Below are 25,792 nucleotides of genomic sequence, written 5' to 3' on the forward strand. Positions count from 1 at the left end.
TGACTCCGGGGGCGGGCGACTGACGCGCCGACCGACCCAGTCGGTCCCGCCAGAACTGCACCCCGTCGGCCACCGCACTTCGTGGGGGAGATTCGCCGACGGGGACGCAATGGGCGTGTCGACCATGGGAGCATATAACAACACCTGTTGTTAAAAAGTTTGGTTGCTATTCACAGACCAGTTCTGACGGAGGGGAACGCTAATGCTCCCCCGCGAACACCCGTTCTCTGAATGGTAGACCTTGCCTCGATGCGCGAACCCTCGTACACGGGGGAGAACCGATGTTGGCCCTGCACGCTCGTCAATCTCGCCGTCGTCGGGGTGTTCGTGCTGTGGTTGGCAGTACGGAAACGGCGGGTACTGAGCCTCGTGGTCGCGAGCGTCGGGGTCGGAATCGTCTACCTCCGGGGCTACGTCGTCCCGTACACCCCGCGGTTCGCACCGCAGTTGGTCGACGCGTCGCCGTTGCCGAACGACCTGTTTCACGACGCCATCGACGAACACGAGGCCGAACGGGAATCGCTCGCCGACGCCGACCTTGACGGCGAAACCGTGATGCGGGAACTGGGCGCGGCGGGCGTCCTCGTAGCCGAGGGTGAGATGCTCCTGTTGGCCGACGAGGTTGACGAGGCGTGGCGCGACGAGATGGACGCGCTCGCGTCGCTGTCGCTCTCCGACCTCGCGGCGGAAGTCGAGCGGTCGATGCCCAACGTTGGACGGGCGGACACCCTCGTCACCGACGGTTCCGAGTGGGTCGTCGTCGGCGACGCTGGCGGCGAACTCGTCGCTCGGCCGGTCGCTATCGCGGAACTGGCCGCCTACCGCACGCTCGGCGACCGAATCGACGACGAGGCGGTACGCCTCGCTGGCGCGGAGTCGTTCCGCATGTTTCTGGAGGCGTGTCCGGCCTGCGGGACGGCGCTCGTCGAGTCCTCGGAAGTCTCGTGCTGTGGCGGCTACATGACGCCGCGACAGTCCCCCAACGAAACCCTCGTCTGCCCGTCCTGTGAGCAGCGACTGTTCACGTTTCCGTCCGAGTAAGTGAATCGGCGGGAGTGCCCCGCCGACGAACCGTAGTGGTGACAACCATGACCGACCTGACGAGTCGGCGGATTGTGGTGGGGGGTGGCCGGGTGTGCGACGGTGGTGGGGGAACGAAGGGTGTGGGAGACGCGGGTTATTCGGAGAGTCACCCGTTGATATGCCGTCTACGCCGTTCGGCCACGAACGACAGGCACGACCCAGCCAAGATTAGGTAACAACAGCAGTTGTAAATAGTTTTCGGTGCAACGGGGACCGAGAGCATTGCCTATTAAGTCCTGCCACTCGGAGACTGGTGTATGAAGAACATCGACGACCTCGTCGACAGCGCGGCCGACCTCGCCGAGCGAGGCCTCTCCAAGGGAGAGATTGCCGACGAACTGAACGTTTCGCGGGAGACGGCCAGTTGGCTCGTGGAACGGAGCGGTGCGGGCACCACCCCGCAGACCACGTCCGCGAGCGGTCCCCACGACATCCACGTCGACTGGTCCGCCCTCGGCCGTGACAGCAACCGACTCCACCACATCGGCTGTGCCATGGCCGACCTGCTCTCGAAGCAGGGCGAAGACGTGGACCTCACCATCGGTATCGAGAAAGCGGGCGCACCGCTGGCGACCACCGTCGCCCGACAGTTGGACACCGACCTCGGAACCTACGCCCCGACGAAGCACCAGTGGGACGACGACGACAGCGCCACCACCGACGGGTCGTTCTCGCGGAACTTCGCCCAGATTCGCGGCCGCGACTGCTACATCGTTGACGACACCATCACCAGCGGCCGAACGATGACCGAGACGGTCGAAGCGATTCGAGAACAGGGCGGCAACCCCGTCGCCTGCGTCGTCCTCGCCGACAAGCGCGGCATCGAGGACATCCGCGGCGTGCCCGTCTACTCGCTTCTCCAGGTCATCCGCGTCGGCAGTGAGGAAGACGACGAATAGCGCCGAAGACGAGAAGCCCGATTATTCGCTGCGGTCGAGAATCCGCGCCTCGTACGGGCGCAGCGTCGCCCCGTCCCGTTCGCTCGCGGCGTAGTTCCCGAACAGCACCGGGGCGTCTACCCAGTCAGTATCGAGCGTCCGTTCCTCACCCTGCCAGTTCAGCACGACCAGCACCGACTCGCCGTCGAGCGTGCGGCGGTGCGCCCACACGTTCGGGTACGTCTCGTCGGGGAGGACGTACTCGGTATCGCCGTAGACGAGCACGTCGGACTCGCGTCGGAACGCCAGTAGCCGCCGGTAGTAGTGGTAAATCGAGTCGGAGTCGTCGAGCGCCTCCGCGGCGTTTATCTCGGGATAGTTATCGTTGACCTGTATCCACGGGTCGCCGTCGGTAAAGCCCGCGTTCTCGCCGTCGTCCCACTGCATCGGCGTCCGCGCGTTGTCTCGGGACCGGTTGCGGACGAACGGGGCGATGGTCTCGTAGGGCACGTCGTGGTCGGCCATCAGCATCTCCACCTGTCCGCGGGCCTCCACGTCGCGGATGTCGTCGGCGCTGTCCCAGTCGGCGTTGGTCATCCCGAGTTCGTCGCCCTGATACAGGAACGGCGTCGCGCGCTGTGAGAGGAGGAACGTGGCGACGAGTTTGGCCGACTCGCGGCGGTACTGGCGGTCGTCGCCGAATCTGGAGACGGCCCGCGTCTGGTCGTGACTCCCCATGTAGAGGCAGTTCCACTCGTCGCCGACGCCCTCGTCCCAGTAGCGGATGGCCGCTTGCAGGTCGGCGAGGTCCATCGTGTTCAGCATCGCGTCGAGTTCGTCGTCGCCCGCCGACGCGAGCGTCTCCATCCCCACGTAGTCGGGACTCCACTTCCCGCCGGGGCCGTAGGTCACGTCCATGTGGTCGAAGTGGACGACCATGTCGACGCCGTCCTCGTAGTACTTCTTCGCCTCCTCGGGGTCCGCACCGGGCGTCTCGCCGATGAGCATCACGTCGTAGTTCTCGAAGGTCTCCGCGGCCATCTCCCGCATGAACTCGTGGATTCGCGGCCCGTTGAAGTACAGGTCCATGTCGAACCAGTCTTCGCCGGTATCGGCATCCGGGAGGCCCGGCGGTTTCGAGATACAGGAGATGGCGTCCATCCGGAAGCCGTCGATGCCCTTCTCCAACCAGAAGTTCATCATGTCGTAGATGGCGTCCCGAACGTCGGGGTTCTCCCAGTTCAAGTCGGGTTGCTTCTCGTCGAAGAGGTGCAGATACCACGCCTCCCGCGCCTCGTCGTAAGTCCACGCCGGACCGCCGAACAGCGATATCCAGTTGTTCGGCGGTTCCTCGGGCGACCCTTCACGCCAGATGTACCACTCGTCTTTCCCGCCGTCGGGGTCCCGAGACTCCTGGAACCACTCGTGTTCGTCGGAGGTGTGGTTGACGACGAGGTCCATCAGGAGACGCATATCCCGGTCGTGGAGTTCCGCGAGCAACTCGTCCCAGTCGGCCATCGTCCCCATCTCGTCCATGATGGTCCGGTAGTCCCGGATGTCGTACCCCATGTCGGCGTTCGGCGAGTCGTAGACTGGGCATACCCAGACCACGTCGACGCCCAACCGCTCGAGGTAGTCGACTCTGTCGACGATACCCCGTAGGTCGCCGACGCCGTCGCCGTCGCTGTCGGCGAAGCTACGGGGGTATATCTGGTACACTGCCGCTTCCTTCCACCACTCGCGGTTGGTTGTCGTGTTCATGTGTCGTGTGCGTGGGAACGTGTAGCAATTGTCGACCTGTTCTCATCTCTCTGCGCGGGTGAAACAAAAAAGGTGACTCAGTCGAGTTGATAGATTCGCGCCTCGTAGGGCGCGAGCGACACCGTGGACGGGTCATCGTCGTCGGCGTCGTAGTTCGAGAGCAACACGGCGGCGTCGTCGAACTCCACCGGCAGGTCGGTGGTCAGGTCGGCGTCCGAGAAGTTGAGGACGACGAGGAGGCGGTCGCGGCCCCCCTCCCCCTCGACGGTGCGCGTGTACGCGTACACGCTCTCGTGGCCGGGAAGCAAGTCCTCGTACGCGCCGTAGACCAGGGCGTCTCGGCGCTTGCGGAGCGCGATGAGTTCGCGGTAGTAGTTGAGGACGGATTCCTCGTCGGCATCTGCGGCCGCGACGTTGATCTCGTCGTGGTTCGGGTTGACCTGTATCCACGGGTCGCCGTCGGTGAACCCCGCGTTCTCGCCGTCGTCCCACTGCATCGGCGTCCGCGCGTTGTCCCGCGAGCGGTAACCGACCACGTCTTTCACGTCGTCGTAGTCCTCGTACTCCGGTTCTTCGAGGAGTTCCTCGGCGTGGTTGATGGCGTCCACGTCACGCAGTGATTCCTTCGAGTCCCACGGCGCGTTCGTCATCCCGAGTTCCTGGCCCTGATAGATGTACGGCGTCCCGCGAAGCGTGAGAACGAACGTCCCCAGCATCGTCGCCGACTCGCGGCGGTAGTTCTCGGGGTCGCCGTACCGGGAGACGACGCGCGGTTGGTCGTGGTTCTCCCAGTAGAGCGCGTTCCAGCCCTCGTCTTCGAGGCCGGTCTGCCAGCGGCCGATAATCTCCTTGAGTTCGGTCAGGTCCCAGTCGCCGACGGCCCAGCGCTCGTCGCCGTCGTAGTCGAGTTTCGTGTGCTGGAAGTGAAAGGCCATGTCCAGCGGCCCGTCCTCGGCGGCGTACTCCGTCGCCTCGTCGACGGTCAGTTGGGGCATCTCGCCGACGGTCATCACGTCGTAGTTCGAGAGGACCTGTTCGTCCATCGCTTCGAGGTAGTCGGTCATCTCCGGCCCGTCGATGAAGTGCTCCGCGCCGACCCATTCGCCGTCGGGGTCGCCGTCCGGGAGGCCCTCGACCTTCGAGAGCAGGTTGATGACGTCCATCCTGAAGCCGTCGATACCTTTCGCCAGCCACCAGTCGATGGTGTCGAAGACCTCCTGTCGCACGTCTTCGTTCGTCCAGTCGAGGTCGGGTTGGGAGGTGTCGTAGAGGTGCAGGTAGTACGCCTCTCGCTCCTCGTCGTACTCCCACGCGGACCCGCCGAAGAAGGACTCCCAGTTGTTCGGCGGCCCGTCGCCGTCGCCCTCGCGCCAGATGTAGTAATCCTCGTACTCTGGGTTGCCCCGACGGGACTCGACGAACCACTCGTGGTCTCTGGAGGTGTGGTTGACCACGAGGTCCATCACGAGTTTCATGTCCCGGGCGTGGACCTCGTCGAGCAGGTCTTCCCAGTCGGCCATCGTCCCGAACTCCTCGTAGATGGCCTGATAGTCGCTGATGTCGTACCCGTTGTCTTCCTGGGGAGAGTCGTAGACGGGGTTGAGCCAGATGATGTCGACGCCGAGCGAGGCGACGTAGTCGAGACGGTCGATAAGCCCTCGCAGGTCACCGACGCCGTCGCCGTCGCTGTCGGCGAAACTCCGCGGATACACCTGATAGACGACCGCCTCTTTCCACCAGGCGCGCTCGTCGTCCGATACGATTTCGTCGGGTGCTGTGTGCTGGATTGCCATCGTTAGTTCAGGGAGTAGACGCGGGCCTCGTAGGGCCGCAGCGTCAGGTTTGCGTCGGTCACAGTCGGGGCGTCGTCGTAGTTCGCGACGAGGAGAGCCGTGCTTCGGGCCGCGTCGTCTATGGTCACGCTCGTCACACTGGCCGAAACGTTCAGCGTGACGAGAACGGCCACCTCGTCCAGTTCCATTCGGTAGGCCCAGACCGATTCGTGGTCGGGGCAGAGGTCGGTGTAGGTCCCGTAGACGAGGACGTCGTTCCCCTCTCGGAGGTCGACCAGTTCGCGGTAGTAGTGCAGCACGGAGTCGGGGTCGGCCTCGGCGGCGGCGACGTTGATCTCCTCGTAGTTAGGGTTGACCGCCAGCCACGGGTCGCCGTCGGTGAACCCCGCGTTCTCGCTGTCGTCCCACTGCATCGGCGTCCGGGCGTGGTCGCGGCTCCAGTAGTTGACGATGCCCAGTGCGTCCTCGGGGGCGTCGATAGCGCCCGCGTCGAGGAACTCCTCGACCTTCCCGAGAGTCATCGGGTCGTCCACCTCGTCGAGCGAGTCGAACTCGGCGTTCGTCATCCCGATCTCCTCGCCCTGATAGATGTAGGGGGTCCCGGACATCGTCAGCAGGAGCGTCGCGAACAGTTTCGCGCTCTCGGTTCGGTACTCACCGTCGTCACCGAACCGAGAGACGACGCGAGGGAGGTCGTGATTGCCGAAAAACAGCGTGTCCCACTCCACGGCGCGTTGCTTGTGGGCGATGATCCCCTTCAACTCCACGAGGTCCCACTTGCCCCAGTCGTCGAGGTCCCACTGGCCGTCGGACCCGAAGTCGACACCCGTATGGTCGAACTGGAAGGCCATATCGAGCGGGCCGTCCTCGCCGATGTAGTCGTTGACCTGCTCGACGGTGGTCTCGCCCATCTCCCCAACGGTCGTCGCATCGTAGTTCGCGAGCGTCTCGTCGTGCAGTTCCCGGAGGTACTCCTGTAACCGTGGACCGTGGCTGAACTGTTCGAGGCCGACGAGCGACGCGCTCGGGTCACCGTCGGGGTACCCCTCGGCCTTCGAGAGGAAGTCGATAGCGTCAATGCGGAAGCCGTCGATGCCCTTCTCCAGCCACCAGTTCATCATCTCGTAGACCGCCGCTCGGACGTCGGGATTCCGCCAGTTGAGATCCGGTTGCGTCTCGTCGAACAGGTGGAGATACCACTGCCCGCGCTCGTCGTCGTAGCTCCACGCCGACCCGCCGAAGATCGAATCCCAGTTGTTCGGCGCGACTTCGTCCGCGGGGCCGTCAGCAGTGTCGTAGTCGGCCTCTGTGGCCGGGCGGCCGTCCTGCCAGTGGTAGTAGTCGGCGTACTCGCCCTCGCGGCGGCGCGAGCGCTGGAACCACTCGTGCTGGTCGGAGGTGTGGTTGACCACGAGGTCCATGATGAGGCGCATATCGCGGTCGTGGAGCGCGTCTAAGAGGGTCTCCCAGTCGGCCATGGTTCCGTACTCCTCGTGGATGGCCCGGTAGTCGCTGATGTCGTAGCCGTTGTCTCTCTGTGGCGAGGAGTACACCGGGCAGAGCCACACTACGTCGACACCGAGCGAATCGAGGTAGTCGACTTTCTCCGTGATTCCGGCGAGGTCGCCGATACCGTCGCCGTCGCTGTCGTTGAAACTCCGGGGATACACCTGATAGACGACCGCTTCTTTCCACCAGGCTCGTTCGTCGTCCGATACGATTTCGTCGGGTGCTGTGTGCTGGATACCCATCGTTAGTTCAATGTGTAGACACGGGCCTCGTAGGGCCGAAGCGTCAGTTCAGTGCCGTTCGGATGCTGTTCGTCGTAGTTCGAGACGAGTAGGTCGGCGGCCGCGGCGGCCGGGTCGAGAGTGACTGTCGTCTCGGTGTCGCTGAAGTTCAGCGCGACGAGGACCGCCTCCTCGTCCAGTTCCATCCGGTAAGCCCACACCTCCTCGTGGTCGGGGAGGAGGAGTTCGTAGTCGCCGTAGACGAATACGTCGTGGGCGTCCCGTAGGTCGACCAGTTCGCGGTAGTAGTGCAGCACGGAGTCGGGGTCGGCCTCGGCGGCCGCCACGTTGACGTCCTCGTAATCCGGGTTGACCGCGAGCCACGGGTCGCCGTCGGTGAACCCCGCGTTCTCGCTGTCGTCCCACTGCATCGGCGTCCGCGCGTTGTCACGCGAGCGCGCTCGGACGATATCTTGAACCTCCTCGAAGCCGTCGATTTCGCCCGCCTCGATGGCTTCCTCGACCTTGCCGATGGACTGGAGGTCGTCGAGTTCGTCGAGGCCGGACCACGGGTAGTTCGTCATCCCGATTTCCTGGCCCTGATACACGTACGGCGTGCCCGAGAGCGTAAAGAGGAGCGTCCCCAGCAGTTTGCCGGACTCGACGCGGTACTCGTCGTCGTCGGCGAACCGAGAGACGATACGCGGTTGGTCGTGGTTCGTCAGGTACAGCGAGTTCCACCCGTCGAGTTCGGTCTGCCAGTAGGACATGACCGCCTTCAGGTCGCTGAGGTCCCACTCGGCGGGCGACAACCAGCGGTCGCCCATGTCGACCTGCATGTGCTCGAAGTGGAACACCATGTCCATCGGGCCGTCGGCCGAGACGTAGTCGCTGGCCGTCTCCACGTCGATGCCGACGCATTCGCCGACGGTCATCGCGTCGTAGTTGTCGTACGTCTCGGCGGCCATCTCCGCTAAGTACTCTTGGGCGCGCGGGCCGTTGGCGAAGTGTTCGATGCCGACCCAGTCCTGTTCGGGGTCGCCGTCAGGGAGGCCCTCGGGTTTGGAGATGAGGTTGATGACGTCCATCCGGAACCCGTCGATACCCTTCTCCAGCCACCAGTTCATCAGTTCGTACACGTCCTCGCGGACGGCCGCCTCGTCCCAGTCGAGGTCGGCTTGCGTCTCGTCGAACAGGTGGAGGTACTGCATCCCGGCTTCCTCGTCGGACGCCCACGCGGACCCGCCGAACCCGCTCTTCCAGTTGTTCGGCGGATGCTCGGCGTCGCCCTCGCGCCAGAAGTAGTAGTTCCGGTACCCGCCCTCGTCGCGGCGGGACTGCTGGAACCACTCGTGTTCCGTCGACGTGTGATTGACCACGAGGTCCATGATGAGTCGCATATCCCGGTCGTGGACTTCCGCCAGCAGTTCCTCCCAGTCGGCCATCGTTCCGTACTCGTCGTAGATGGCCCGGTAGTCACGGATGTCGTAGCCGTTGTCCGCTTGCGGGGAGTCGTACACCGGGTTCAGCCAGATGACATCCGCCCCCAGCGACGCGACGTAGTCGAGTCGGTCGGTGATTCCCTGTAAGTCACCGACACCGTCGCCGTCGCTATCGTTGAAGCTTCGGGGATAAATTTGGTAGACGACCGCCTCTTTCCACCACGCACGCTCCTCGTCCATACGCGGTAAGGTTGTCTAATGCTTTACTTAAATCTACGCATTAGACAACAACAGGTGTTGTAAACACGTTTCGGCACTAACGGAAACCGCACTCGACAGGCCCGTAGCCTATCGCCGAAGCGGCGCGTGGCGAGCGAGTTCGAAGTCGTAGCCCACCGCCTCGACGACTTCCGTCGGCCACTCGCCCGTGGTCGACAGCGTCTCCACGTCGTCCTCGGTGACGAGGGTCGTGTCCTCGCTTTTCGCGCCCTGTACCGTCGGGTTCCACGCGTAGGCCTGCGGGAGAACGACCGCCTCGTCGGCGCTCGGGGTCCCGAACCACTCCCTACCTGCGAACCCGGCCGCACCGCCCTGATGGTGGTTGCGCCACTCGCCGTCCCATCCGACGGCGTCGTACGCGGACTGGACGGCCTCGAACACCTCGCTCGCCGCCCCGCCGTCCGTGCCGACAGCCTGCGTCGCCGCGAGCGCCGTCGCCTCGACGCGCATCGCCGCTTCGGTGCGGTCAGCGAGCCATTCCGGCGCATCGAAGGCGATTGTGCGGGTGCAACTGGTGTAGAGGCCGTTGCGGTGTGCGGTCACCGAGAGGAGCGCGTAGGAACCCAGTTCGGCGTCTTTCGGCGTGTAGTGTCGGTACTTCGGCGCTCGTTCGCCACCGCCGACGAGGACGACGGGCGCGCCCGTGTTCCGGACCGACAGCGCGCGTCGCAGTTCGGCGGCCACGTCCCGTTCGGTATCGGTCGGCGATACCTCGCGTGCGACCGTCTCGACGGCCTCGGCCACGTCTGCGCTGAGTGTGCGGTACTGCTCGATTTGCTCGTCGGTCAGCGGTTGCCGGAGGTCGGTCGGAGAGAGCGTCTCGAACCCGGGCACGTCGAAGTCGGCGGCGGCCGGTGTCGGACTCACGTCGGCGATGGCGTCGCCGAGGCCGCCCTCGTACCACTGGAACGTCTCCACGTCGACACCTGCGGCCAGTTCCTCGTCGCGAAGGCGGGGGGCTTCGATGTTGTCGGTGACGACGGTGACGCCGTCGCCGTCGTACCCGGCGGCCGCGACGCCGACCGGCGCGGAGGCGTCGACGACGTTGTCGCCACCGGTGAGCCACGTGAAGTTGTTCGGTCGGGCGAACCAGACGGCTTCGAGACCGTTCGTGTCGAGAAACGAATCGAGGCGAGCGTGGAGACTCATACTCTCTGCCCCGAGACCCGAAGGCAAAAATTGGTCGGACGCGGCGAAGTACGACTGTCAGGCCACGTCGACCCACTCGCCCGCCTCGTCGCTCCGCTCGACTGCGTCCAGCACCCGCTGGACGGCGAGTCCGTCGGCGAAACTCGGTTCGTACGCCCCGTCACTCGCGACGGCCGAGAGGAACTCGTAGTTCTCGTGGACGAACGTGTGTTCCCACCCGATGATGTGGCCGGGCGGCCACCAGTGGTCGAGATACGGGTCGTCGGGGTCGGTCATCAGTATCGTCTCGTAGCCGCGATTCCCATCACGCAGGAGTTCGAGTTCGTTCAGCCGTTCCAGCGAGAACTTCAGGCTCCCTTTCGACCCTTCGATTTCGATGGTGTGGTCGTTCTTCCGTCCGTTGGCGAATCGCGAGGCTTCGAGGGTCCCCATCACGCCGTTCTCGAAGGCGACCTGCGCCGAGTAGGCGTCGTCGACGGTGACGGGACGGGTCTCCCCGCCCTCGACGGGTCGCTCGTCCACGAACGTCCGCAGGTGGCCGCTTACCTCGTCGAACTCGCCGACGAGGAACCGCGCGAGGTCGACGGTGTGCGCGCCCAAGTCGCCCAGCGCCCCGCTCCCGGCCATCTCCGCGTCGTTGCGCCACGACCACGGTGCGTCGGGGTCGGTGAGCCAGTCCTGCAAGTATCGACCGCGGAAGTGGTGAATCTCGCCCAGTTCGCCCGATTCGATGAGGTTCTTCGCGTACTGAATCGCCGGGATGAACCGGTAGTTGAACGCGATACCCGCCGGAACGTCCACGTCAGCCGCCGCGTCGGCCATCTCCTCGGCGGTGTCGAGCGTCGGTGCGAGCGGTTTCTCGCAGAACACCGGCGTCCCGGCTTCCAGCGCCGCGATGGAGGGGTCGGCGTGGACGTGGTTCGGCCCGAGGTTGTAGAACACGTCCACCTCGTCGACCACGTCGCGCCAGTCCGTCGCGGTGCGGTCGAACCCGAGGCTGTCGGCGGCGTCTTCGAGTGCGTCCTCGTCGCGGCCGACGATAACGTCGCGGTTCAGGTCGGGTGCGTCGTCGAAGAACATGGGCAGGCGCGCGAACGCGTTGGAGTGCGCTTTGCCCATAAATCGATACCCCAGTACGCCGATGTCGAGTGGTTCTGTGGTCATTGGTGGATAGATTGCTGGTCGTTCACGCCCAGTAGGCCTCGCCCGGTTGCGTCTGGAAGACGGCGCGGTCGAGCACGTCGACGGCCTTTTCGAGTCCTTCGCGCGCGCTCGTCAGCGAGTCCTCGTGTTCGATGGAGAGCGCGCCGTCGTACCCCACCATCCGAAGGGTGGAGACCACGTCCTTCCAGTGGCCCTCGCCGTGGCCGTAGCCGATAGAGCGGAACAGCCACGAGCGGTCGGCCTCCTCGGTGTAGCCCGTCGTGTCGAGGACGCCCTTCTCGCGGGCGTTGTCCTCGTAGACCTTCGTGTCCTTGGCGTGGAAGTGGTGGATGGCGTCCTCCTCGCCGAGCAGGCGGATGGCCGCCGTCACGTCGATGCCCTGCCAGTAGAGGTGCGAGGGGTCGAAGTTCGCGCCGATGTGCTCGTTGGTGGCCTCGCGGAGTTCCAGCATCCCGTGCGGTTCGTAGACGAGCATGTTCGGGTGCATCTCGATAGCCACGTCGACGCCGTGGTCGGCGGCGTGGTCGGCGAGGTCGCCCCAGTAGTCGACGGCGACCTCCCACTGGTACTCGTGGGCGTCGGCGTGTTCGCCGGGCCACGGCGCGGTCACCCAGTTCGGCACCTCGTCGTTCGGACCGCCAGCGGGGAGTCCCGAGAAGCAGGTCACCGCGTCGACGCCGAGTTGGTCGGCGAGTTCGATTGCTTCCCGAAGTTCCGTGTCGGCCTCGCTGGCCCGTTCCTCGTCGGGATGGAGCGGGTTGTTGTGGGTCGCCAGCGCGCTCACGGACATCCCGTACTCGTCGAGCAGGTCGTGCAGTTCGGCCTGCGCATCGGCGTCGCCGAGGTACTCGTCGCGCGTGAGGTGGTCGTCGCCGGGGAAGCCGCCACAACCGAGTTCGACGGCTTCGACGCCGATACCGTCCAGATACGCCAGTGCGTCTTCGAGTGGCTGGCCGCCGAGCGGCACAGTCAGGACACCGATTTCCATGCGGCGTCCTACAGATGGCGGCGCGATAAAAATTCGGGACCACGGCGACACTGTCGCAAGTTAATTCAGTATTCCGCGGACAAACGGGTCCCCTACCACCGGAAGCAGTTGCGACAGCCTCGCTCAGTCCTCGGTCTCGTAGCGCTCGAACAGCGTGCTCAACTGCTGGGCGCGCATCGTCAGCATCCGCACGTTGACGTACATCTCGCCCAGCGCGAGGTTCTGTTCCTCGGCGATAGCGGCGACGTGTTCGGCTTCCTCGACGTTCTTCCGGGACGTCTCGGCCACGTCGTCGGCGATGGAGGCCACCTCCTCGGAGGTTGCCGCCTGGTCGTCCGTCGCGTTGCTGATCTCCTTGACGCCGGAACTGGTCTCCTGGACGTGTTCCATGATGGATTCCAGCGCTTCGAGCCCTTCGCCGACGGCCTCCTGCCCGTCCTCGACGGACTCCTGCATCTCGATTATCTCGTCGACGGCGTCGTCGGTCTGGTCCTGAATGTCCTCGATGAGGTCCTCGATTTGGTTCGTCGCGTCTTTGGTCTCCTCGGCGAGTGATTTGACCTCGTCGGCGACGACGCCGAAGCCGTTGTTCTCGGCCCCAGAGGAGGCGTGTGCGGCCTCGATAGAAGCGTTGAGCGCGAGGATGTTCGTCTGTTCGGCGATGTTGTCGATGAGGTCCACGATTTTACCGACCTCCGTCATCTGCTGGTTCAGCGTCTGGACCGTCTCGACCACGTCGTCCGTGCGGCCGACGGTCTGGACCATCGTCTCGTGGGCGTCCCGTCCGGCCTCGATACCCTCGACGGTACGCCGCTCGGTCTTGTCGGCCATCTCGGTGACCTCGTTCGAGGACGCCGCGATTTCCTCGATGGTCGCGGACATCTCGGACATCTCCTCGCTGATGGTCGAAATCTGCTGGTGCTGTTCGTGGAACACGTCGGCGATTTCCTGCACCGTGCCCGCGACGCTCTCGGAGGCCTCTTTGACCGCTTCCGTCGCGGCGGTGACCTGCTCCGAGGACCCGGCCACGTCGTCCGAGAACTCGGCGGCGGTGTCGATGGTCTGTTCGAAGGCGTCCGCCATCTCGTTGAACTCCGTCGCGAGGTCGTTCATCGCGTCGGAAGTCGTTCCCGCGTTCATTCGCTGTCGCAGGTCGCCCTCGCTCGCGGCGTCCAGCGTCGCACAGCAGTCTGCGAGATATTCGTTCAGTCGCTCGACGGTCACGTCGGACTGCGCGGTGACGCCGCCGTCCGTCGTCGCGACCGGCGCATCGGGACGGCCGGTCCGCCCGTCGGCCCCCATCGGCGATGCCCGTGCGGTCCGCAAGTCCCCGACGAGTTCGTCCCGCATCGTCCGGGTGCGAGAGAGTTCCGTCCGGAGCGATTCGTTCTCAGTTTCGAGTGTGGCGAGGCGCGCCGACCGCCGTTTGGACGCGCCGCTGAACCGATGTAGTGAGTACGCCGCGCCAACCCCCGCGGCGACCAATCCCCCCACCGACAGAACCGGTGCCACCCCCGACGGTGCGAACCCGAGAACGAGTGCCTGATACAGGGCGTGGCCGAACTGCCCCAGTATAGATGCCACGACACCTCGCTCTATAGAGTGTACCATACCCCACAATCAATTAAGGGGGAATATAAATCATCAGGGCCGGATAATCACGAGTGAGAACCGGTGGGGTACTTTGATAACCACACGGCAGAGACGATGGCAGTATGTCACGTGCTTCGTCGGTACGGAGTGGCGGCGACGGCGTCGAGTTGCTCCACCGACTGGTCGGTGGGGACGGCGGCGCGGCCTTGGACGCGCTGTTGGAGGGGTTCGAACGGCGACATCCCGACGTGTCGCTCGGCGACGTTACCGACGAGAACCTCAGCCTCGAAGTCAAGAGTCGCATCCTCAAGGAGAACCCCCCGGACGTGTGGATAGAGTGGCCCGGGAAGAACCTCCAACCGTACGACGACGCCAGCGTCCTCGGTGACGTCACGGAGGTTTGGGAGAGCGGCGACATGGAGCGGAACTACCTCGACGGGCCGAAGACGGCCTCGAAATTCGACGGCGCGTACCGGGCCGTCCCGCTCAACATCCACCGCATCAACAACCTCTTTTTCAACGTGGACCTCGCCGACGAGGTCGGCGTCGACCCCGCGAGCATCGACAGCCCTCGCGCGTTCGCGGACGAACTACAACGTATCGACCGGGAGACGGACCACGTCGGGATGCTGTTCCCGATGAAGAACCCGTGGACCGTCTTGCAGGTGTGGGAAACGGTCCTGCTGGGCGAACACGGTCACGACACCTACGTCGGCATCACCGACGATTCGGCGTCGGCCCACCGCCGGGCCATCGTCGACGCGCTGGACATCGTCAAACAGTACAGCCAGGTGGCTACTGACGACAAACTCTACATGGCGCTGACCGACGCCAACGACCGCTTCATCGAGGGCGAGTCGGTGTTCTTCCATCAGGGCGACTGGGCCGCCGGGGCCTACAGCGAGTCCGACCGCTTCCGCTACCACGAAGACTGGGACCACGTGCCGTTCCCCGGGACGGAGAACCTCTACGCGATGAACATGGACGCGGTCATCTCGGCCGCCGTCGTCGACGACCCCGAGGCCGTCTCGAAGTTCCTCGCGTACGCGGGGTCGCCCGACGGACAGAAGCTATTCAACCAGAAGAAAGGCTCCATCCCGCCGCGGACCGACGTGGACACCAGCACGTTCACGCCGTTCCTGCAAGAACAGCAACAGGCCTTCCAGCACTCCCGCGCCCAACCGCTCTCGATTACCCACGGTATCGGGGTTCGCCCGGCCCAACTCATCGAACTGAAGACGGCCATCTCGACGTTCGTCTCGACGTGGGACGTGGACGCGGTGGCCGACGACATCGTCGCCGCCTTCGACGCGACGTAACCCGCGACGAATTCCTCTAGACTTTTGTAAGGGGCGTAGCAAGCCACTCGCATGGGACTGGCGAACGACATCGACTACGCAGACCTGCACGACCCCAACGCCGAATACACGATGCGAGAGCTCTCGTCGGAGACGATGGGAGTGACCGCGAAGCGCGGTGGGGGCCGCGACGTGGAAATTACCGACGTTCAGACGACGATGGTCGACGGGAACTTCCCGTGGACTCTGGTCCGCATCTACACGGACGCGGGCATCGTCGGCACCGGTGAGGCCTACTGGGGGGCCGGCGTCCCGGAACTCATCGAGCGGATGAAGCCGTTCGTCATCGGCGAGAACCCGCTGGACATCGACCGCCTGTACGAACACCTCATCCAGAAGATGTCCGGCGAAGGGAGCGTCGAGGGCGTCACCGTCACCGCCATCTCCGGCATCGAAATCGCCCTGCACGACCTCGCGGGCAAGATTCTCGAAATCCCGGCCTACCAACTACTCGGCGGCAAGTACCGCGACAAGATGCGCGTCTACTGTGACTGCCACACCGAGGAAGAGGCAGACGCCGACGCCTGCGCCGCCGAGGCCCGCCGCGTCGTCGACGAACTCGGCTACGACGCCCTGAAGTTCGACCTCGACGTGCCGTCCGGGTTCGAGAAGGACCGCGCGAACCGTCACCTCCGCCCGGGCGAAATCCGCCACAAGGCCGAAATCGTCGAGAAGGTCACCGAGGAAGTCAAAGACGAGGCCGACGTGGCCTTCGACTGCCACTGGACCTTCTCCGGTGGCTCCGGCAAGCGACTCGCCGAAGCCATCGAGGACTACGACGTGTGGTGGCTGGAAGACCCCGTCCCGCCGGAGAACCTCGAAGTCCAAGAGGAAGTCACGAAGTCCACGACCACGCCCATCACCGTCGGCGAGAACCGCTACCGCGTGACCGAGGAGCGACGCCTCATCGAGAACCAGGCGGTCGACCTCATCGCGCCCGACATGCCCAAGGTCGGCGGTATGCGCGAGACCCGGAAAATCGCGGACGTGGCGAACCAGTACTACATCCCCGTCGCGATGCACAACGTCTCCTCGCCCATCGCGACGATGGCGAGCGCACAGGTCGGCGCGGCCGTCCCGAACTCGCTGGCCGTCGAGTACCACTCCTACGAACTCGGCTGGTGGGACGACCTCGTCGAGGAGACGGTCATCGAGAACGGTTACATCGAGATTCCGGAGGAACCGGGTCTCGGCCTGACGCTCGACATGGACGCCGTCGAGGAGCACATGGTCGACGGCGACACGCTGTTCGACGAGGAGTGAAACGACTCGTCGAGCCAGCGAATCTCCGATTCGCGTTGTTCGACGAGGCGTAAGCTTCGGCAAGCACGAAAATCTCCGATTTTCGGCGTTCGACGAGAAATGAGACGAATCATCGAGCCTGCCGAGCATTGCTCGGCGTCGTTTGACGAGGAGTGAGTCGACGGCGTGCCCGCTGAGCGAAACTCGGCTGCGTTCGCCGGAACGTGGTGAAATGGAGCTTCGGGACGCAGGGTTCGTCGAGAAAAAAGAGACACGGATCGATATTTCACTGCCGAGGGAGTGACTCCGTTCGGTCAGTGGATGCCATTCGAACAGGAACGTGAAGTCACCCGGTTTTGACGAACCGAATGTCCGAGATAGAAACACGTATTTATTGACGCAGGTATCTATGTGGTCACTAACGGAGTGGATTTAGCGATTAGATTGGCTGCGATATTCGTCGGTCTACTTCTCTTTACCACAGCGGTGCTCGTCGGAACAGTCTACGTCGGTACGGAGAGTCACGAACGAGACATCTACGACCAGCAACAACAATCGGTCGACAGGACAGCGAACACGACGGCGATGATTCTGGACCAACGCGTCCGGACCGCGATATTGGACCTCCGACTGCTCGCGACCGTCGCCGGCGATTCGGAGGTGGATACGGAGATGGCACGGGGCTTTCTCAGAGGGAGCCAGTACACTTCCGTCGTGGTCACTGACCCAGGAGAGACGCACCGAACCGTTGCTGGCCCGTATGGAAACCGCTTGAACGACAGGGTGCCGGGATTCAGAACCGAGTTCCAGTGGACATCGAAAAACCACACGCTCGAACAGTCGTCGGCGTTCGGATCGGAGGGTGTACTCATCCTTGCCGTCCCACTCCGCGACGGAAACGTGACCGTCGGCGTCGTCGCAGCTACCGTTCCGATGGACGCCGAGACACTCTTTCGGGACATCAGGAGATATCTCCCCGAACAGCAAACGGTCAGGATAGTCTCGGAGCGACAACTATTGTACAACCAACAGCGAGCGCTCCTGTACGAGCATTCTGAGACCATATCTGACCCAATCACGGCGACGACATCGATGGAGACGACGAACTGGGAAATAATCGTTCGAGACAGTCAGAGCGAATCGCTACGCGCGATTTCGCGCGCTCGACAACTCCAAACAGGGTCAGTCAGCGTCGTTGTTCTCGTCCTCAGCCTGTTCGGCATTTGGTGGTACACGACGACCATCAGGCGGGTATCAGAGATACAAACTGGTCTGAAAGCCCTCGAACAAGGACGGTACGAAAGCCGTCTCTCCTTCGGAGGGAGCACCGAGATGACGAGAATCGCAGCCGAGTTCAACGAACTCGCACAACGATTGGAGGAGCGACGGACGCAACTACAGGTGCTTTCTCGCGTATTCCGTCACAACCTCCGGAACGACCTCACTGTCGCACTGGGCCGCATTGGTGTGTTGACCGAGCGAGTCGACGCCGAGACTGAATTAGAACAGCTCGATACGGTAGCGTCGACGCTGGAAGACCTCGCCGAGACGGGAGAGAAGGTACGGGTCGTCGAAGACGTATTAGACGGGGAGAAACTCATCGAACGCCCGGTAGATATCGTTGCGGTCGTCGACCGAGCAGTCTCTGCAGTCAACCACTCCGGAGAGATCACCCACGACGGACCTCCCGAGTGTCTCGTCGTCGGGAACGAACTACTCGGTCGCGCGGTCCGTGAGATACTTAAAAACACGTCTGAGCACGCCGGAGCAGCCCCACAGGTCGAAATCGAGGTCCGAACGCAAGGGTCGACAGTCGAACTCGTCGTTCGAGACGACGGGCCGGGAATACCGGAGAACGAACTACGTGTCCTCGAAGAGCGGAAAGAAGACCCCCTCGACCATTCGAACGGGGTCGGGTTGTGGCTCGTGACGTGGATTGTCGGCGAAGCAGGCGGTGACGTGACTGCCGAACGACTCCCCACAAATGGCACGGAAATTCGGCTCAGCCTCCGGCAGCACGACTCGGAAAGCGAGTGACGAGCGTGATTGAGACACGACTCTTCAGCCGGGGGAGAGACGTGCTGTCCGAGCTTTATCCGTCGAATCGCTCGGCGACGGCTTCGCGGTCTATCTTCGACGGACCGCTCGTCGGAATCTCCTCGGCGAATGCGAGACGGCGAGGGTGTTTGAATCCGGCGAGGCGGCCGTCGAGGAACTCCCGGAGGTCCGTGAGGGCGAACTCCTCGGCGTCGGCAGCCAACTCCACGACGGCTTTGCCGACTTGCCCCCACTGCTCGTCGGAAACGGGGACGACGACGACTTCGGCGACGCCCGCGTAGTCGGCGATGGCGTCCTCTACTTCCGCGGGGTAGACGTTCTCGCCGCCGCTGACGAACATGTGCTTGGTGCGCCCCTCGATGTGGAAGTACCCGTCCGCGTCCACGCGCGCGAGGTCGCCCGTCGCCACCCACCCCTCGCCGAAGGTGGCGGCCGTCTCCGCGGCGTTGTCGAGATAGCCGTCGGCAGCGTGGGGGGAGCGCAGTTGGAGTTCCCCGACCGCGCCGTTTTCGACGACGTGGCCGTCGTCGGCCACGATTCGGGCGTCGACGTGCATGGCCGGTTTCCCCACCGAATCGGCTTTCTCTCGGGGCCATCCGTCGGGCATCACGAAGTTGTTGGGGCCGCACTCGGTGAGGCCGTAGCCCTGGGAGAGGTCGACCCCGCGGTCCCACCACGCGTCCATGACGGCCTGACGGCAAGGACCGCCCCCCGATTTGACGAACCGGAGCGACGAGAGGTCCGTCCTCGCCCAGTCGTCGTGGTCGGCCATCATGCGGAGGACGGCCGGAACCGCGACGAGGACGGTCCCGCCCTCCGTCTCGACGACTCGAAGGAGGTCACCGGGGTCGAACTCCCGCGCGATGACGACGGTCCCGCCCATGTGCCACAGCGGGACCGTGAGGACGTTCCAGCCGCCGGTGTGGAACATCGGGAACACCATCGGCGTCACGTCGTCGGCGCGCAGGCCCCACCCCGTAATCGTGTTCATCGAGTTCCAGACGACGGCCCGATGCGTGATGACCGTCTCTTTCGGCGTCCCGGTCGACCCGCCGGTGTGCAAGAGGAGGTGAGGGTCCGACGGGGAGATGTCGGGCGTCTCGACGGCGCTGTCCTCGTCGGGAAGCGCGGACTCGTAGGTGTCGAAATCGGCGGGCGCGCCAGCCTCGTCTCCCGCTGTCCGGACGAGAAGGAGGGTCGCGTCCACGTCTTCCGCGTCGTCGAGGGCGGTCCGAACGTCGTCGACGAACGGTTGCTCGACGACGAGCAGTCCGGGGTCGACCCTGTCGAGGAGCGTCCCCAGTTCCGGGGGAGCGAGGCGGTGTGAGAGCGGGGCGAGGACGCCGCCGGTCTTCCCAGTGGCGAAAAAGAGGTCGACCAAGGCGGGTCGGTTGCGCGAGACGACGGCGACGCGGCCCCCGTCCGCGACGCCGTGGGCGGAGAGCAGGCGCGCCGCCCGATTCGCCCTGCGGTCCAACTCTCGGTAGGTGAACCGTTCGCCCGTCGTCGCGTCGACCAGGGCCTCGCGGTCCGGCGTCAGCGCCGCGCGCTTCTCGCTCCACGCACCGACCCACGCCTGCGGGCCGTCGGCGAACTCAGACATCGGCGAGGAACTCCGTGAGGTGGTCGTTCACGTCGTCGGCGCGTTCGATGAACAGGAGGTGCGGCGCGCCGTCGAGGCGGACGAGTTCGGCGTCGGGGAGGCCCGTCGCCAGCAGTTCGCCGTTCTCGACTGGGACGACGCGGTCTGCGGTCCCGTGGAGGACGAGCGCCGGAACGCGAATTTCGCCGAGGCGGTCGTGAACGTCGAACGCTTCGACCGCCGCGCCCTGCCACTGACGGGCCTGCTCGCTGGCGTCGGACGCCAGACGCCAGTCGACGATGCGCTCTATGAGGCCGGGATTGTCCCGCTGGAAGGCGTCGGTCATCGCGGGAGCCATCTTGTAGCGAATCGCCGCGCGCTCGTCGAGGTCGTCGGGGACGCCGTACATCCGTTCGAGGGTTTCCTCGGGGATGGGTTCCTCCTCGGGACCGCCCGGCGACGTGCACATGAGCGTCAGAGACCGAACCCGGTCGTCGGCCAGCGCGAACTGCTGAGCTATCATCCCGCCCATGCTCGCGCCGACGACGTGGGCCGCGTCGACGCCGGCGTCGTCGAGGACCGCCCCGAGGTCGTCGGCCATCTGTGCCATCGTGTAGGGTCCTTCAGGTTCGCCGGAGTCGCCGGTGCCGCGGTTGTCCCAGACGATGGTGTCGTAGGCGTCTTCGACGGCCCGGCGCTGCCAGCGCCACATCCAACGGCCGTAGCCGATTCCCTCGACGAACACCACCGTCTCGGCGTCCGACGGGCCGAACCGCTCGTACGCGAGTCGGACCCCGTCGTTGTACGCGTTAGGCATAGTGCGATACCTCCGAAGTCGGTCTCGAATGGCAAATCATTGTCTGAACCATCTGTCGCGTCTCAGCTACACCACTCCAACACCGTCGCCGCCCACGTGTACCCGGTTCCGGCGGCGAGACAGAGCACTACGTCGCCGTCGGTCAGGTCGTGTCGGACGGTATCGAGAGCCAAACCCTGGTCGCAACTCTGCACGTGGCCGAACTCGTCGAGATATCGCTGCTCGTCGTCGGTCAATCCGAGGTCGTCAGAGAGGGATTCGTGGAACGACCGTTTCATGTGGGTGATAGCGGCGAAGTCGATGTCGCCGCGGTCGTATCCGGACCGCGCCAGCGCGTCGTCGGCGACCCGGCGGAAATTCGGGAGGCTCACCTCGGCGAGGCGTCGTTTCATCCGCTCGTGGTCCCGTACCCGGAGTGAGTGGCCGCCGTCGGTCACCGTTTCCTCACTCGGCGGCCGCCGAGTCCCGCCGACGGGCACGACCACGTCTTCGGCGAAACTGCCGTCCGTCAGCGTCGCGCTCTCGCGAACTCGCGCCAGGGCGCGCCCGGGCGCATCACGTTCGAGAACGAACGCCGTCGCGCCGCTCCCGAAGGTGAACATGAACGAGGTGTCGGGGTCGTCGTAGTCGACCAGGTCTTCCTCGCGACTGGCGGCCACGAGGAGGAGGCTGTCGATGCCGGGGTCGGCGTCCAGCAGTGCCTTGGCCTCCCGCATCGCCACCGGAAGGCCCGCACAGAGCGCGTAGCTCTCGGTGGCGGCGGCGCCGTCGGCACCCAGTTTGTGGGCGACGGCCGCGGCGGCGTTCCAGACCACGTAGTCCTTGAACTCGCTGCCGTGGTAGCGCACGGCATCGAGCGCAGTAGTGGGGAGGGCCGAATCGTCGGGACCGGCGTCGCGCAGGGCGGCCTCGGCGGCCGTGACGCACATCTCCGAGGGATGGTCGCCGTCGGGCGGGCAGACGTACTTCCGCCGGACCCCCATCTTCTCGGTGACGACGGCTTCCGGGATACCGCTACGCTCGGCGATTTCGGCCCCGGTCATCGTCGCCTCGGGGAGGTAGGTGCCGAGGCCGGTGACGTGGACCGTCACTCGTCGTCGCCCTCCGTGCGTTCGGGGGTCGAATGGTCGTCGCGGAATCGGTCGCGGGCGGCGTCCGCGAGCGTCCCGCCGACGCGGGTCCGGACCGTCCCCAGTAAGCCGTCCGGGACGTAGAGAACGAACAGGACGAACACGATGCCGACGTAGAGGCTCGCGTGGCCGTTCAACAGGGTGTCGATGAGGACGCCGAGCGTCATGTCGCCTAAGATTGGCGTGGCGAGCGCTTGGTCGCCGAGACCGGCCCGGAGGTACGGCAGCAGACCGCCGCCCTGTCCGGACTTCGAGAGGAACTCACGAACGGTCTCGTCGAACAGGTGACCGTACAACGGCCCGGCCAGCGTGCCGAACCCGCCGATGATGCTCGCCAGCAGGGCGTCGCCGGTCGTCAGGAAGTAGAAGGAACTCTCCGGGGTCGCGGACCGCCGGAAGCCCGCGAACAGGCCGCCAGCGATGGCTCCGAAGAACCCGCTGATGGCGAACGCCCCCAGTTTGTACAGGTACGTGTTGTAGCCGATGGCGATGGCGCGCTCCTCGTTCTCGCGGATGGCGAGCATCACGCGGCCGAACGGCGAGTGGAGGATGCGCTGCATCGCGAAGTAGCACCCGAGAGCGACCAGTCCGACCATGTAGTAGGAGACTGCGGTACTACCGAGCGTGTGGCCCAACACCGTCGCCTCCTCACCGGCCAGCACGCCGATGGCGAGGTTCAACTGGTCGACGCCGGGGATGCCGATTTCGAAGCCAGCGGGGTGCGTGCCGCCGACGGAGGGGCCGTCGCGTGGATTCGCCGCCACGTAGTCCCAACCGCGGACGAAGATGTACAATACCTGCGCGAACCCAAGCGTAATCATCGCGAAGTAGACGCCCGAGAGGCGGAAGGAGACGAGTCCGATGACCACGGCCAGCACCACTGCGAACACGCCGCCGACGAGCAGCGAAATCATGAACGGCGTGCTCGTCGGGAACAGCGGAACCAGACCGTTGGCGACGAGGATGACCGTGTACGCGCCGGTCCCGTAGAAGGCGGCGTGGCCGAACGAGAGGTAGCCGGTGTAGCCGCTGATGAAATCGAACGACATCGCGAACAGGCCGAAGTACAGCACCGTAGTCATCGTATCGACGCTGGGGAGCAACACCTCCGCCTCGTACAGCGTCAGCGTCTCCGCGAGGAGGTGATACAGCGACGGGTACGCCGCCAGTAGTGCCACGACCGCGATATGCGGCAGGTGGGCGCGGATGTACCGCGTCGGCCACGCCGTCTCACCGGACGTGACCGTGGCGGTGTCGGTGCTAATGGCCCCCCACCTCCTCGACGCCGAACAGTCCCTGTGGCCGGACGATGAGCGTCACGACCAGCACGAGGAACAGCATCAGTTCCGGCAGTCCGGTGAAGCGGACGTAGTTGACGAACCACCACGTCATCACCGCGTCGGTTAGCCCGACGACGAGCGACGCGGCGACGGTCCCGCGGAACGTCCCGAGGCCGCCGACGATGACGACGATGAAGGCGGGCAGTAACGTCTCTGCCGCCAGCGGGACGCTCGCCCCCCAGACTTGGTCCCACATCAGCAACGTCCCGGCCGCGCCCGCGAGGCCGATACCCAGCGCGAACACGACGGTGAACACGCGGCGAACGTCGATGCCGAGCGCCGACGCCATCTCGGTGTCCTCGCTCCCGGCCCGGATGTAGAGGCCGTACCGGGTCTTCGTGAGGAACGCCCAGATTGCGACCACGGTCAGCGCACCCACGAAAATCTCGAAGACCGCGAGCCACCGCACGTCGACCGGTCCCAGCGCCACCGGTTCCCGGAGGAACTGCGGCTTGGTCGCGAGCGCCGCCTGCCAGTCCGACAGCGGTTGCATCCCGTACAGCGAGAGGACGATGCGGACGAGTTCGTCGACGACCAGCGTCAGGCCGAACGTCAACAGTATCTGGTAGATGGGCGGGCGGTCGTACAGCGGGCGGATGATACTCGTCTCGATGGCCCCGCCCAACAGCGTGAGCGCGCCGAACACGGCGACGATGGCCACGAAGAACAGGGCGAGTCGAGCCACCGTGCCCGTCGCTTGGCTCACGGTCAGTACCATGACGAGGCCGCCGAGGTACGCGCCGACCATCGTCAGCGACCCGTGAGCGAAGTTCAGGACGCCCATCAGCCCGAAGATGAGCGTCAGGCCGCTGGCGATCATCACGTACAGCGCGGCCTTCGCCAGCCCTTCGACGAGGACGCTGCCGAGTTCCGACACCGTCAGAAAGTCCAGCAGTGTTTCGAGTATCATGCGGAGAGATACCTCCGTAACCGTTCGTCGTCGGCCGACACCGCGCCCGCGTCCCCTTCGTCGACGACGCGGCCGTTGTCGACGACGTAGAACCGGTCCGCGAGGTCCAGCGCCAGCGGGAGGTTCTGCTCGACGAGCAGTAGGGTCGCCCCCTCGCTGGCGCGTGACAGTGCCTCGGCCACGTCCGCGACGATTTGTGGGGCGAGTCCTTCGCTCGGTTCGTCGACCAACAGCAGGTCGTTGTCCCCGACGAGTCCGCGCGCGATGGCGAGCATCTGCTGTTGGCCGCCCGAGAGCGTGCCCGCTTCCTGCCGACGGCGTTCTTCGAGGATGGGGAACGACTCGAAGGCCAACTGCAGGCCCGCCTGTACGTCGTCGCGCTCCGGGACCGCGACCCGGAGGTTCTCCTCGACGGTTAACTGTGCGAACACGCGGCGGTCCTCGGGAATCCATCCGAGGCCTCGCGCCGCGACTTCGTGGGTTTCCAGTCCGACCAGCGACTCCCCCTGATAGCGGATGTCGCCCTCCCGCGGCGGGGTCAACTGGAGGACGGAGCGAAGCGTCGTCGTCTTACCGACGCCGTTGCGGCCCACGAGGGCGACGACTTCGCCCGATTCCACCGCGAGGTCGACGCCTTCGAGGACGTGGCTGTCCCCGTAGTAGGTGTGGACGCCCTCCAGTTCCAGCAGGCTCACGCGGCCCCCTCCCCGGCGTCAGTCTCGTCGGTCGCCGCGTCGTCGAGGTCACCGGGTTCGTAGCCGCCGAGGTACGCCGACTGCACGTCGGGGTCGGCCCGGACCGCCGCCGGTTCGCCGTCGGCGATGACGCGCCCCTGATGCAGGACGACGACGCGTTCGGAAACGTCCATCACGATGTCCATGTTGTGCTCGACCAGCAGGACCGCGTGGTCCGCGGCCACGTCCTCGACGAGCGAGCGAACCTCGTCGACGCTCTCCGAGGAGACGCCCGCGTTCGGTTCGTCCAACAGGAGTACCGAGGGGTCGCCCGCCAGCGCGATGGCGACCTCCAATTTCCGCTTCGCGCCGTGGCTAAGGGTGCTCGCGTCGTCGGCCGCGCGGTCGGCAAGTCCCACTCGGTCGAGCCTCGAGTACGCGCGTTCGGTGTACTTTTCGAAGTAATCGACGTTGCGCCAAATCGCGTGCGAGTCTTCCCCGGCGGCCTGCTCTGCGATGCGGACGTTCTCCAGTACGCTGCTGTTCGGGAAGACGTTCGTCACCTGATACGACCGGTGGATGCCCCGCTGGGCCGTCTCGTGGGGGGCCGCGTCGGTGATGTCGACCCAGTCGTCGCCCTCGCGCAGTTCCACGCTCCCAGCCGTCGGCTCTAAGACCCCCGTCAGGAGGTTGAAGAACGTCGTCTTGCCCGCGCCGTTGGGGCCGATGAGCGACGTGAGTTCCGACGCCAGTTCGAAGTCGACGCTGTCGACGGCTGTCAGGCCGCCGAAGTCCTTGGTCAACCCTCGCGTCCTGAGCAT

The 25,792-nt window shown here is 65.0% G+C and carries 20 protein-coding genes; 5 read left to right on the forward strand and 15 right to left on the reverse strand.

Going from position 1 to position 25,792, the window contains the following annotated elements; translation table 11 throughout:
- Positions 1-231 precede the first annotated feature (231 nt).
- Positions 232-1,041 carry a DUF8054 domain-containing protein gene (locus NJQ44_RS10335; protein ID WP_254271269.1) on the forward strand — a complete coding sequence of 270 codons (810 nt, stop codon included), beginning with the start codon at positions 232-234 and terminating at the stop codon, positions 1,039-1,041.
- Between the two features lie 299 nt (positions 1,042-1,340).
- A complete protein-coding gene (gene gfcR / locus NJQ44_RS10340; RefSeq protein ID WP_254271270.1) occupies positions 1,341-1,982 on the forward strand; it encodes a transcriptional regulator GfcR in 642 nt (213 codons plus the stop codon).
- A 21-nt stretch (positions 1,983-2,003) separates the two neighbouring features.
- Here the strand turns inward: gfcR and NJQ44_RS10345 are convergent, their stop codons facing one another.
- The 8 genes from NJQ44_RS10345 to NJQ44_RS10380 form a co-directional block, all read right to left on the reverse strand.
- Positions 2,004-3,722: a glycoside hydrolase family 13 protein gene (locus tag NJQ44_RS10345; protein ID WP_254271271.1), complete on the reverse strand. Its 1,719-nt coding sequence runs from the start codon at positions 3,720-3,722 to the stop codon at positions 2,004-2,006.
- A 77-nt stretch (positions 3,723-3,799) separates the two neighbouring features.
- Complete coding sequence (locus NJQ44_RS10350; protein WP_254271272.1) at positions 3,800-5,515, reverse strand: glycoside hydrolase family 13 protein; 1,716 nt, start codon at positions 5,513-5,515, stop codon at positions 3,800-3,802.
- Between the two features lie 2 nt (positions 5,516-5,517).
- Positions 5,518-7,266, reverse strand: coding sequence for a glycoside hydrolase family 13 protein (locus tag NJQ44_RS10355; RefSeq protein ID WP_254271273.1), 1,749 nt, complete (start codon positions 7,264-7,266; stop codon positions 5,518-5,520).
- A gap of 2 nt (positions 7,267-7,268) precedes the next feature.
- Positions 7,269-8,927, reverse strand: coding sequence for a glycoside hydrolase family 13 protein (locus NJQ44_RS10360; protein ID WP_254271274.1), 1,659 nt, complete (start codon positions 8,925-8,927; stop codon positions 7,269-7,271).
- A gap of 108 nt (positions 8,928-9,035) precedes the next feature.
- Positions 9,036-10,115, reverse strand: a complete 1,080-nt coding sequence (locus NJQ44_RS10365) for a M24 family metallopeptidase (protein WP_254271275.1) — start codon at positions 10,113-10,115, stop codon at positions 9,036-9,038.
- Between the two features lie 57 nt (positions 10,116-10,172).
- On the reverse strand, positions 10,173-11,279 hold the full coding sequence (locus tag NJQ44_RS10370) for a Gfo/Idh/MocA family protein (RefSeq protein ID WP_254271276.1): 1,107 nt from the start codon (positions 11,277-11,279) through the stop codon (positions 10,173-10,175).
- A gap of 22 nt (positions 11,280-11,301) precedes the next feature.
- Positions 11,302-12,267 (reverse strand): sugar phosphate isomerase/epimerase family protein, encoded by a 966-nt coding sequence (locus tag NJQ44_RS10375; protein WP_254271277.1) that lies wholly within the window; start codon positions 12,265-12,267, stop codon positions 11,302-11,304.
- Between the two features lie 123 nt (positions 12,268-12,390).
- Complete coding sequence (locus NJQ44_RS10380; protein WP_254271278.1) at positions 12,391-13,878, reverse strand: methyl-accepting chemotaxis protein; 1,488 nt, start codon at positions 13,876-13,878, stop codon at positions 12,391-12,393.
- Between the two features lie 104 nt (positions 13,879-13,982).
- Between NJQ44_RS10380 and NJQ44_RS10385 the strand changes: the two genes are divergently transcribed.
- The 3 genes from NJQ44_RS10385 to NJQ44_RS10395 all read left to right on the forward strand — a co-directional run bounded on the left by NJQ44_RS10385 (position 13,983) and on the right by NJQ44_RS10395 (position 18,497).
- Positions 13,983-15,179, forward strand: coding sequence for an ABC transporter substrate-binding protein (locus NJQ44_RS10385; protein WP_254271279.1), 1,197 nt, complete (start codon positions 13,983-13,985; stop codon positions 15,177-15,179).
- A 51-nt stretch (positions 15,180-15,230) separates the two neighbouring features.
- Complete coding sequence (locus tag NJQ44_RS10390) at positions 15,231-16,481, forward strand: mandelate racemase/muconate lactonizing enzyme family protein (RefSeq protein WP_254271280.1); 1,251 nt, start codon at positions 15,231-15,233, stop codon at positions 16,479-16,481.
- Between the two features lie 465 nt (positions 16,482-16,946).
- A complete protein-coding gene (locus tag NJQ44_RS10395; RefSeq protein WP_254271281.1) occupies positions 16,947-18,497 on the forward strand; it encodes a sensor histidine kinase in 1,551 nt (516 codons plus the stop codon).
- A gap of 55 nt (positions 18,498-18,552) precedes the next feature.
- Here the strand turns inward: NJQ44_RS10395 and NJQ44_RS10400 are convergent, their stop codons facing one another.
- The 7 genes from NJQ44_RS10400 to NJQ44_RS10430 form a co-directional block, all read right to left on the reverse strand.
- Positions 18,553-20,121, reverse strand: coding sequence for an AMP-binding protein (locus NJQ44_RS10400; RefSeq protein ID WP_254271282.1), 1,569 nt, complete (start codon positions 20,119-20,121; stop codon positions 18,553-18,555).
- Positions 20,114-20,917 carry an alpha/beta fold hydrolase gene (locus NJQ44_RS10405; protein ID WP_254271283.1) on the reverse strand — a complete coding sequence of 268 codons (804 nt, stop codon included), beginning with the start codon at positions 20,915-20,917 and terminating at the stop codon, positions 20,114-20,116. The genes NJQ44_RS10400 and NJQ44_RS10405 overlap by 8 nt, the downstream gene beginning before the upstream one ends.
- Before the next feature lie 62 nt (positions 20,918-20,979).
- Positions 20,980-22,008 carry a 3-oxoacyl-ACP synthase gene (locus NJQ44_RS10410; RefSeq protein ID WP_254271284.1) on the reverse strand — a complete coding sequence of 343 codons (1,029 nt, stop codon included), beginning with the start codon at positions 22,006-22,008 and terminating at the stop codon, positions 20,980-20,982.
- On the reverse strand, positions 22,005-23,129 hold the full coding sequence (locus NJQ44_RS10415) for a branched-chain amino acid ABC transporter permease (RefSeq protein WP_254274332.1): 1,125 nt from the start codon (positions 23,127-23,129) through the stop codon (positions 22,005-22,007). Before NJQ44_RS10415 ends, NJQ44_RS10410 begins: the two co-directional genes overlap by 4 nt.
- 178 nt (positions 23,130-23,307) lie before the next feature.
- Positions 23,308-24,297 (reverse strand): branched-chain amino acid ABC transporter permease, encoded by a 990-nt coding sequence (locus NJQ44_RS10420; protein WP_254271285.1) that lies wholly within the window; start codon positions 24,295-24,297, stop codon positions 23,308-23,310.
- Positions 24,294-24,992, reverse strand: coding sequence for an ABC transporter ATP-binding protein (locus NJQ44_RS10425; protein ID WP_254271286.1), 699 nt, complete (start codon positions 24,990-24,992; stop codon positions 24,294-24,296). Before NJQ44_RS10425 ends, NJQ44_RS10420 begins: the two co-directional genes overlap by 4 nt.
- Positions 24,989-25,792 carry an ABC transporter ATP-binding protein gene (locus NJQ44_RS10430; protein WP_254271287.1) on the reverse strand — a complete coding sequence of 268 codons (804 nt, stop codon included), beginning with the start codon at positions 25,790-25,792 and terminating at the stop codon, positions 24,989-24,991. The genes NJQ44_RS10425 and NJQ44_RS10430 overlap by 4 nt, the downstream gene beginning before the upstream one ends.

The sequence above is a fragment of the Haloarcula marina genome (genome assembly GCF_024218775.1).
Lineage (GTDB): Archaea > Halobacteriota > Halobacteria > Halobacteriales > Haloarculaceae > Haloarcula > Haloarcula marina.

Coding starts and splice junctions, on each gene's coding strand:
- NJQ44_RS10385 (WP_254271279.1), top strand. CDS start 13,983: ATGTCACGTGCTTCGTCGGTACGGAGTGGCGGCGACGGCGTCGAGTTG.
- NJQ44_RS10375 (WP_254271277.1), bottom strand. CDS start 12,267: ATGGAAATCGGTGTCCTGACTGTGCCGCTCGGCGGCCAGCCACTCGAA.
- NJQ44_RS10415 (WP_254274332.1), bottom strand. CDS start 23,129: ATGACTACGGTGCTGTACTTCGGCCTGTTCGCGATGTCGTTCGATTTC.
- NJQ44_RS10390 (WP_254271280.1), top strand. CDS start 15,231: ATGGGACTGGCGAACGACATCGACTACGCAGACCTGCACGACCCCAAC.
- NJQ44_RS10400 (WP_254271282.1), bottom strand. CDS start 20,121: ATGTCTGAGTTCGCCGACGGCCCGCAGGCGTGGGTCGGTGCGTGGAGC.
- NJQ44_RS10370 (WP_254271276.1), bottom strand. CDS start 11,279: ATGACCACAGAACCACTCGACATCGGCGTACTGGGGTATCGATTTATG.
- NJQ44_RS10380 (WP_254271278.1), bottom strand. CDS start 13,878: ATGGTACACTCTATAGAGCGAGGTGTCGTGGCATCTATACTGGGGCAG.
- NJQ44_RS10365 (WP_254271275.1), bottom strand. CDS start 10,115: ATGAGTCTCCACGCTCGCCTCGATTCGTTTCTCGACACGAACGGTCTC.
- gfcR (WP_254271270.1), top strand. CDS start 1,341: ATGAAGAACATCGACGACCTCGTCGACAGCGCGGCCGACCTCGCCGAG.
- NJQ44_RS10360 (WP_254271274.1), bottom strand. CDS start 8,927: ATGGACGAGGAGCGTGCGTGGTGGAAAGAGGCGGTCGTCTACCAAATT.
- NJQ44_RS10405 (WP_254271283.1), bottom strand. CDS start 20,917: ATGCCTAACGCGTACAACGACGGGGTCCGACTCGCGTACGAGCGGTTC.
- NJQ44_RS10350 (WP_254271272.1), bottom strand. CDS start 5,515: ATGGCAATCCAGCACACAGCACCCGACGAAATCGTATCGGACGACGAG.
- NJQ44_RS10345 (WP_254271271.1), bottom strand. CDS start 3,722: ATGAACACGACAACCAACCGCGAGTGGTGGAAGGAAGCGGCAGTGTAC.
- NJQ44_RS10335 (WP_254271269.1), top strand. CDS start 232: ATGGTAGACCTTGCCTCGATGCGCGAACCCTCGTACACGGGGGAGAAC.
- NJQ44_RS10355 (WP_254271273.1), bottom strand. CDS start 7,266: ATGGGTATCCAGCACACAGCACCCGACGAAATCGTATCGGACGACGAA.
- NJQ44_RS10420 (WP_254271285.1), bottom strand. CDS start 24,297: ATGATACTCGAAACACTGCTGGACTTTCTGACGGTGTCGGAACTCGGC.
- NJQ44_RS10430 (WP_254271287.1), bottom strand. CDS start 25,792: ATGCTCAGGACGCGAGGGTTGACCAAGGACTTCGGCGGCCTGACAGCC.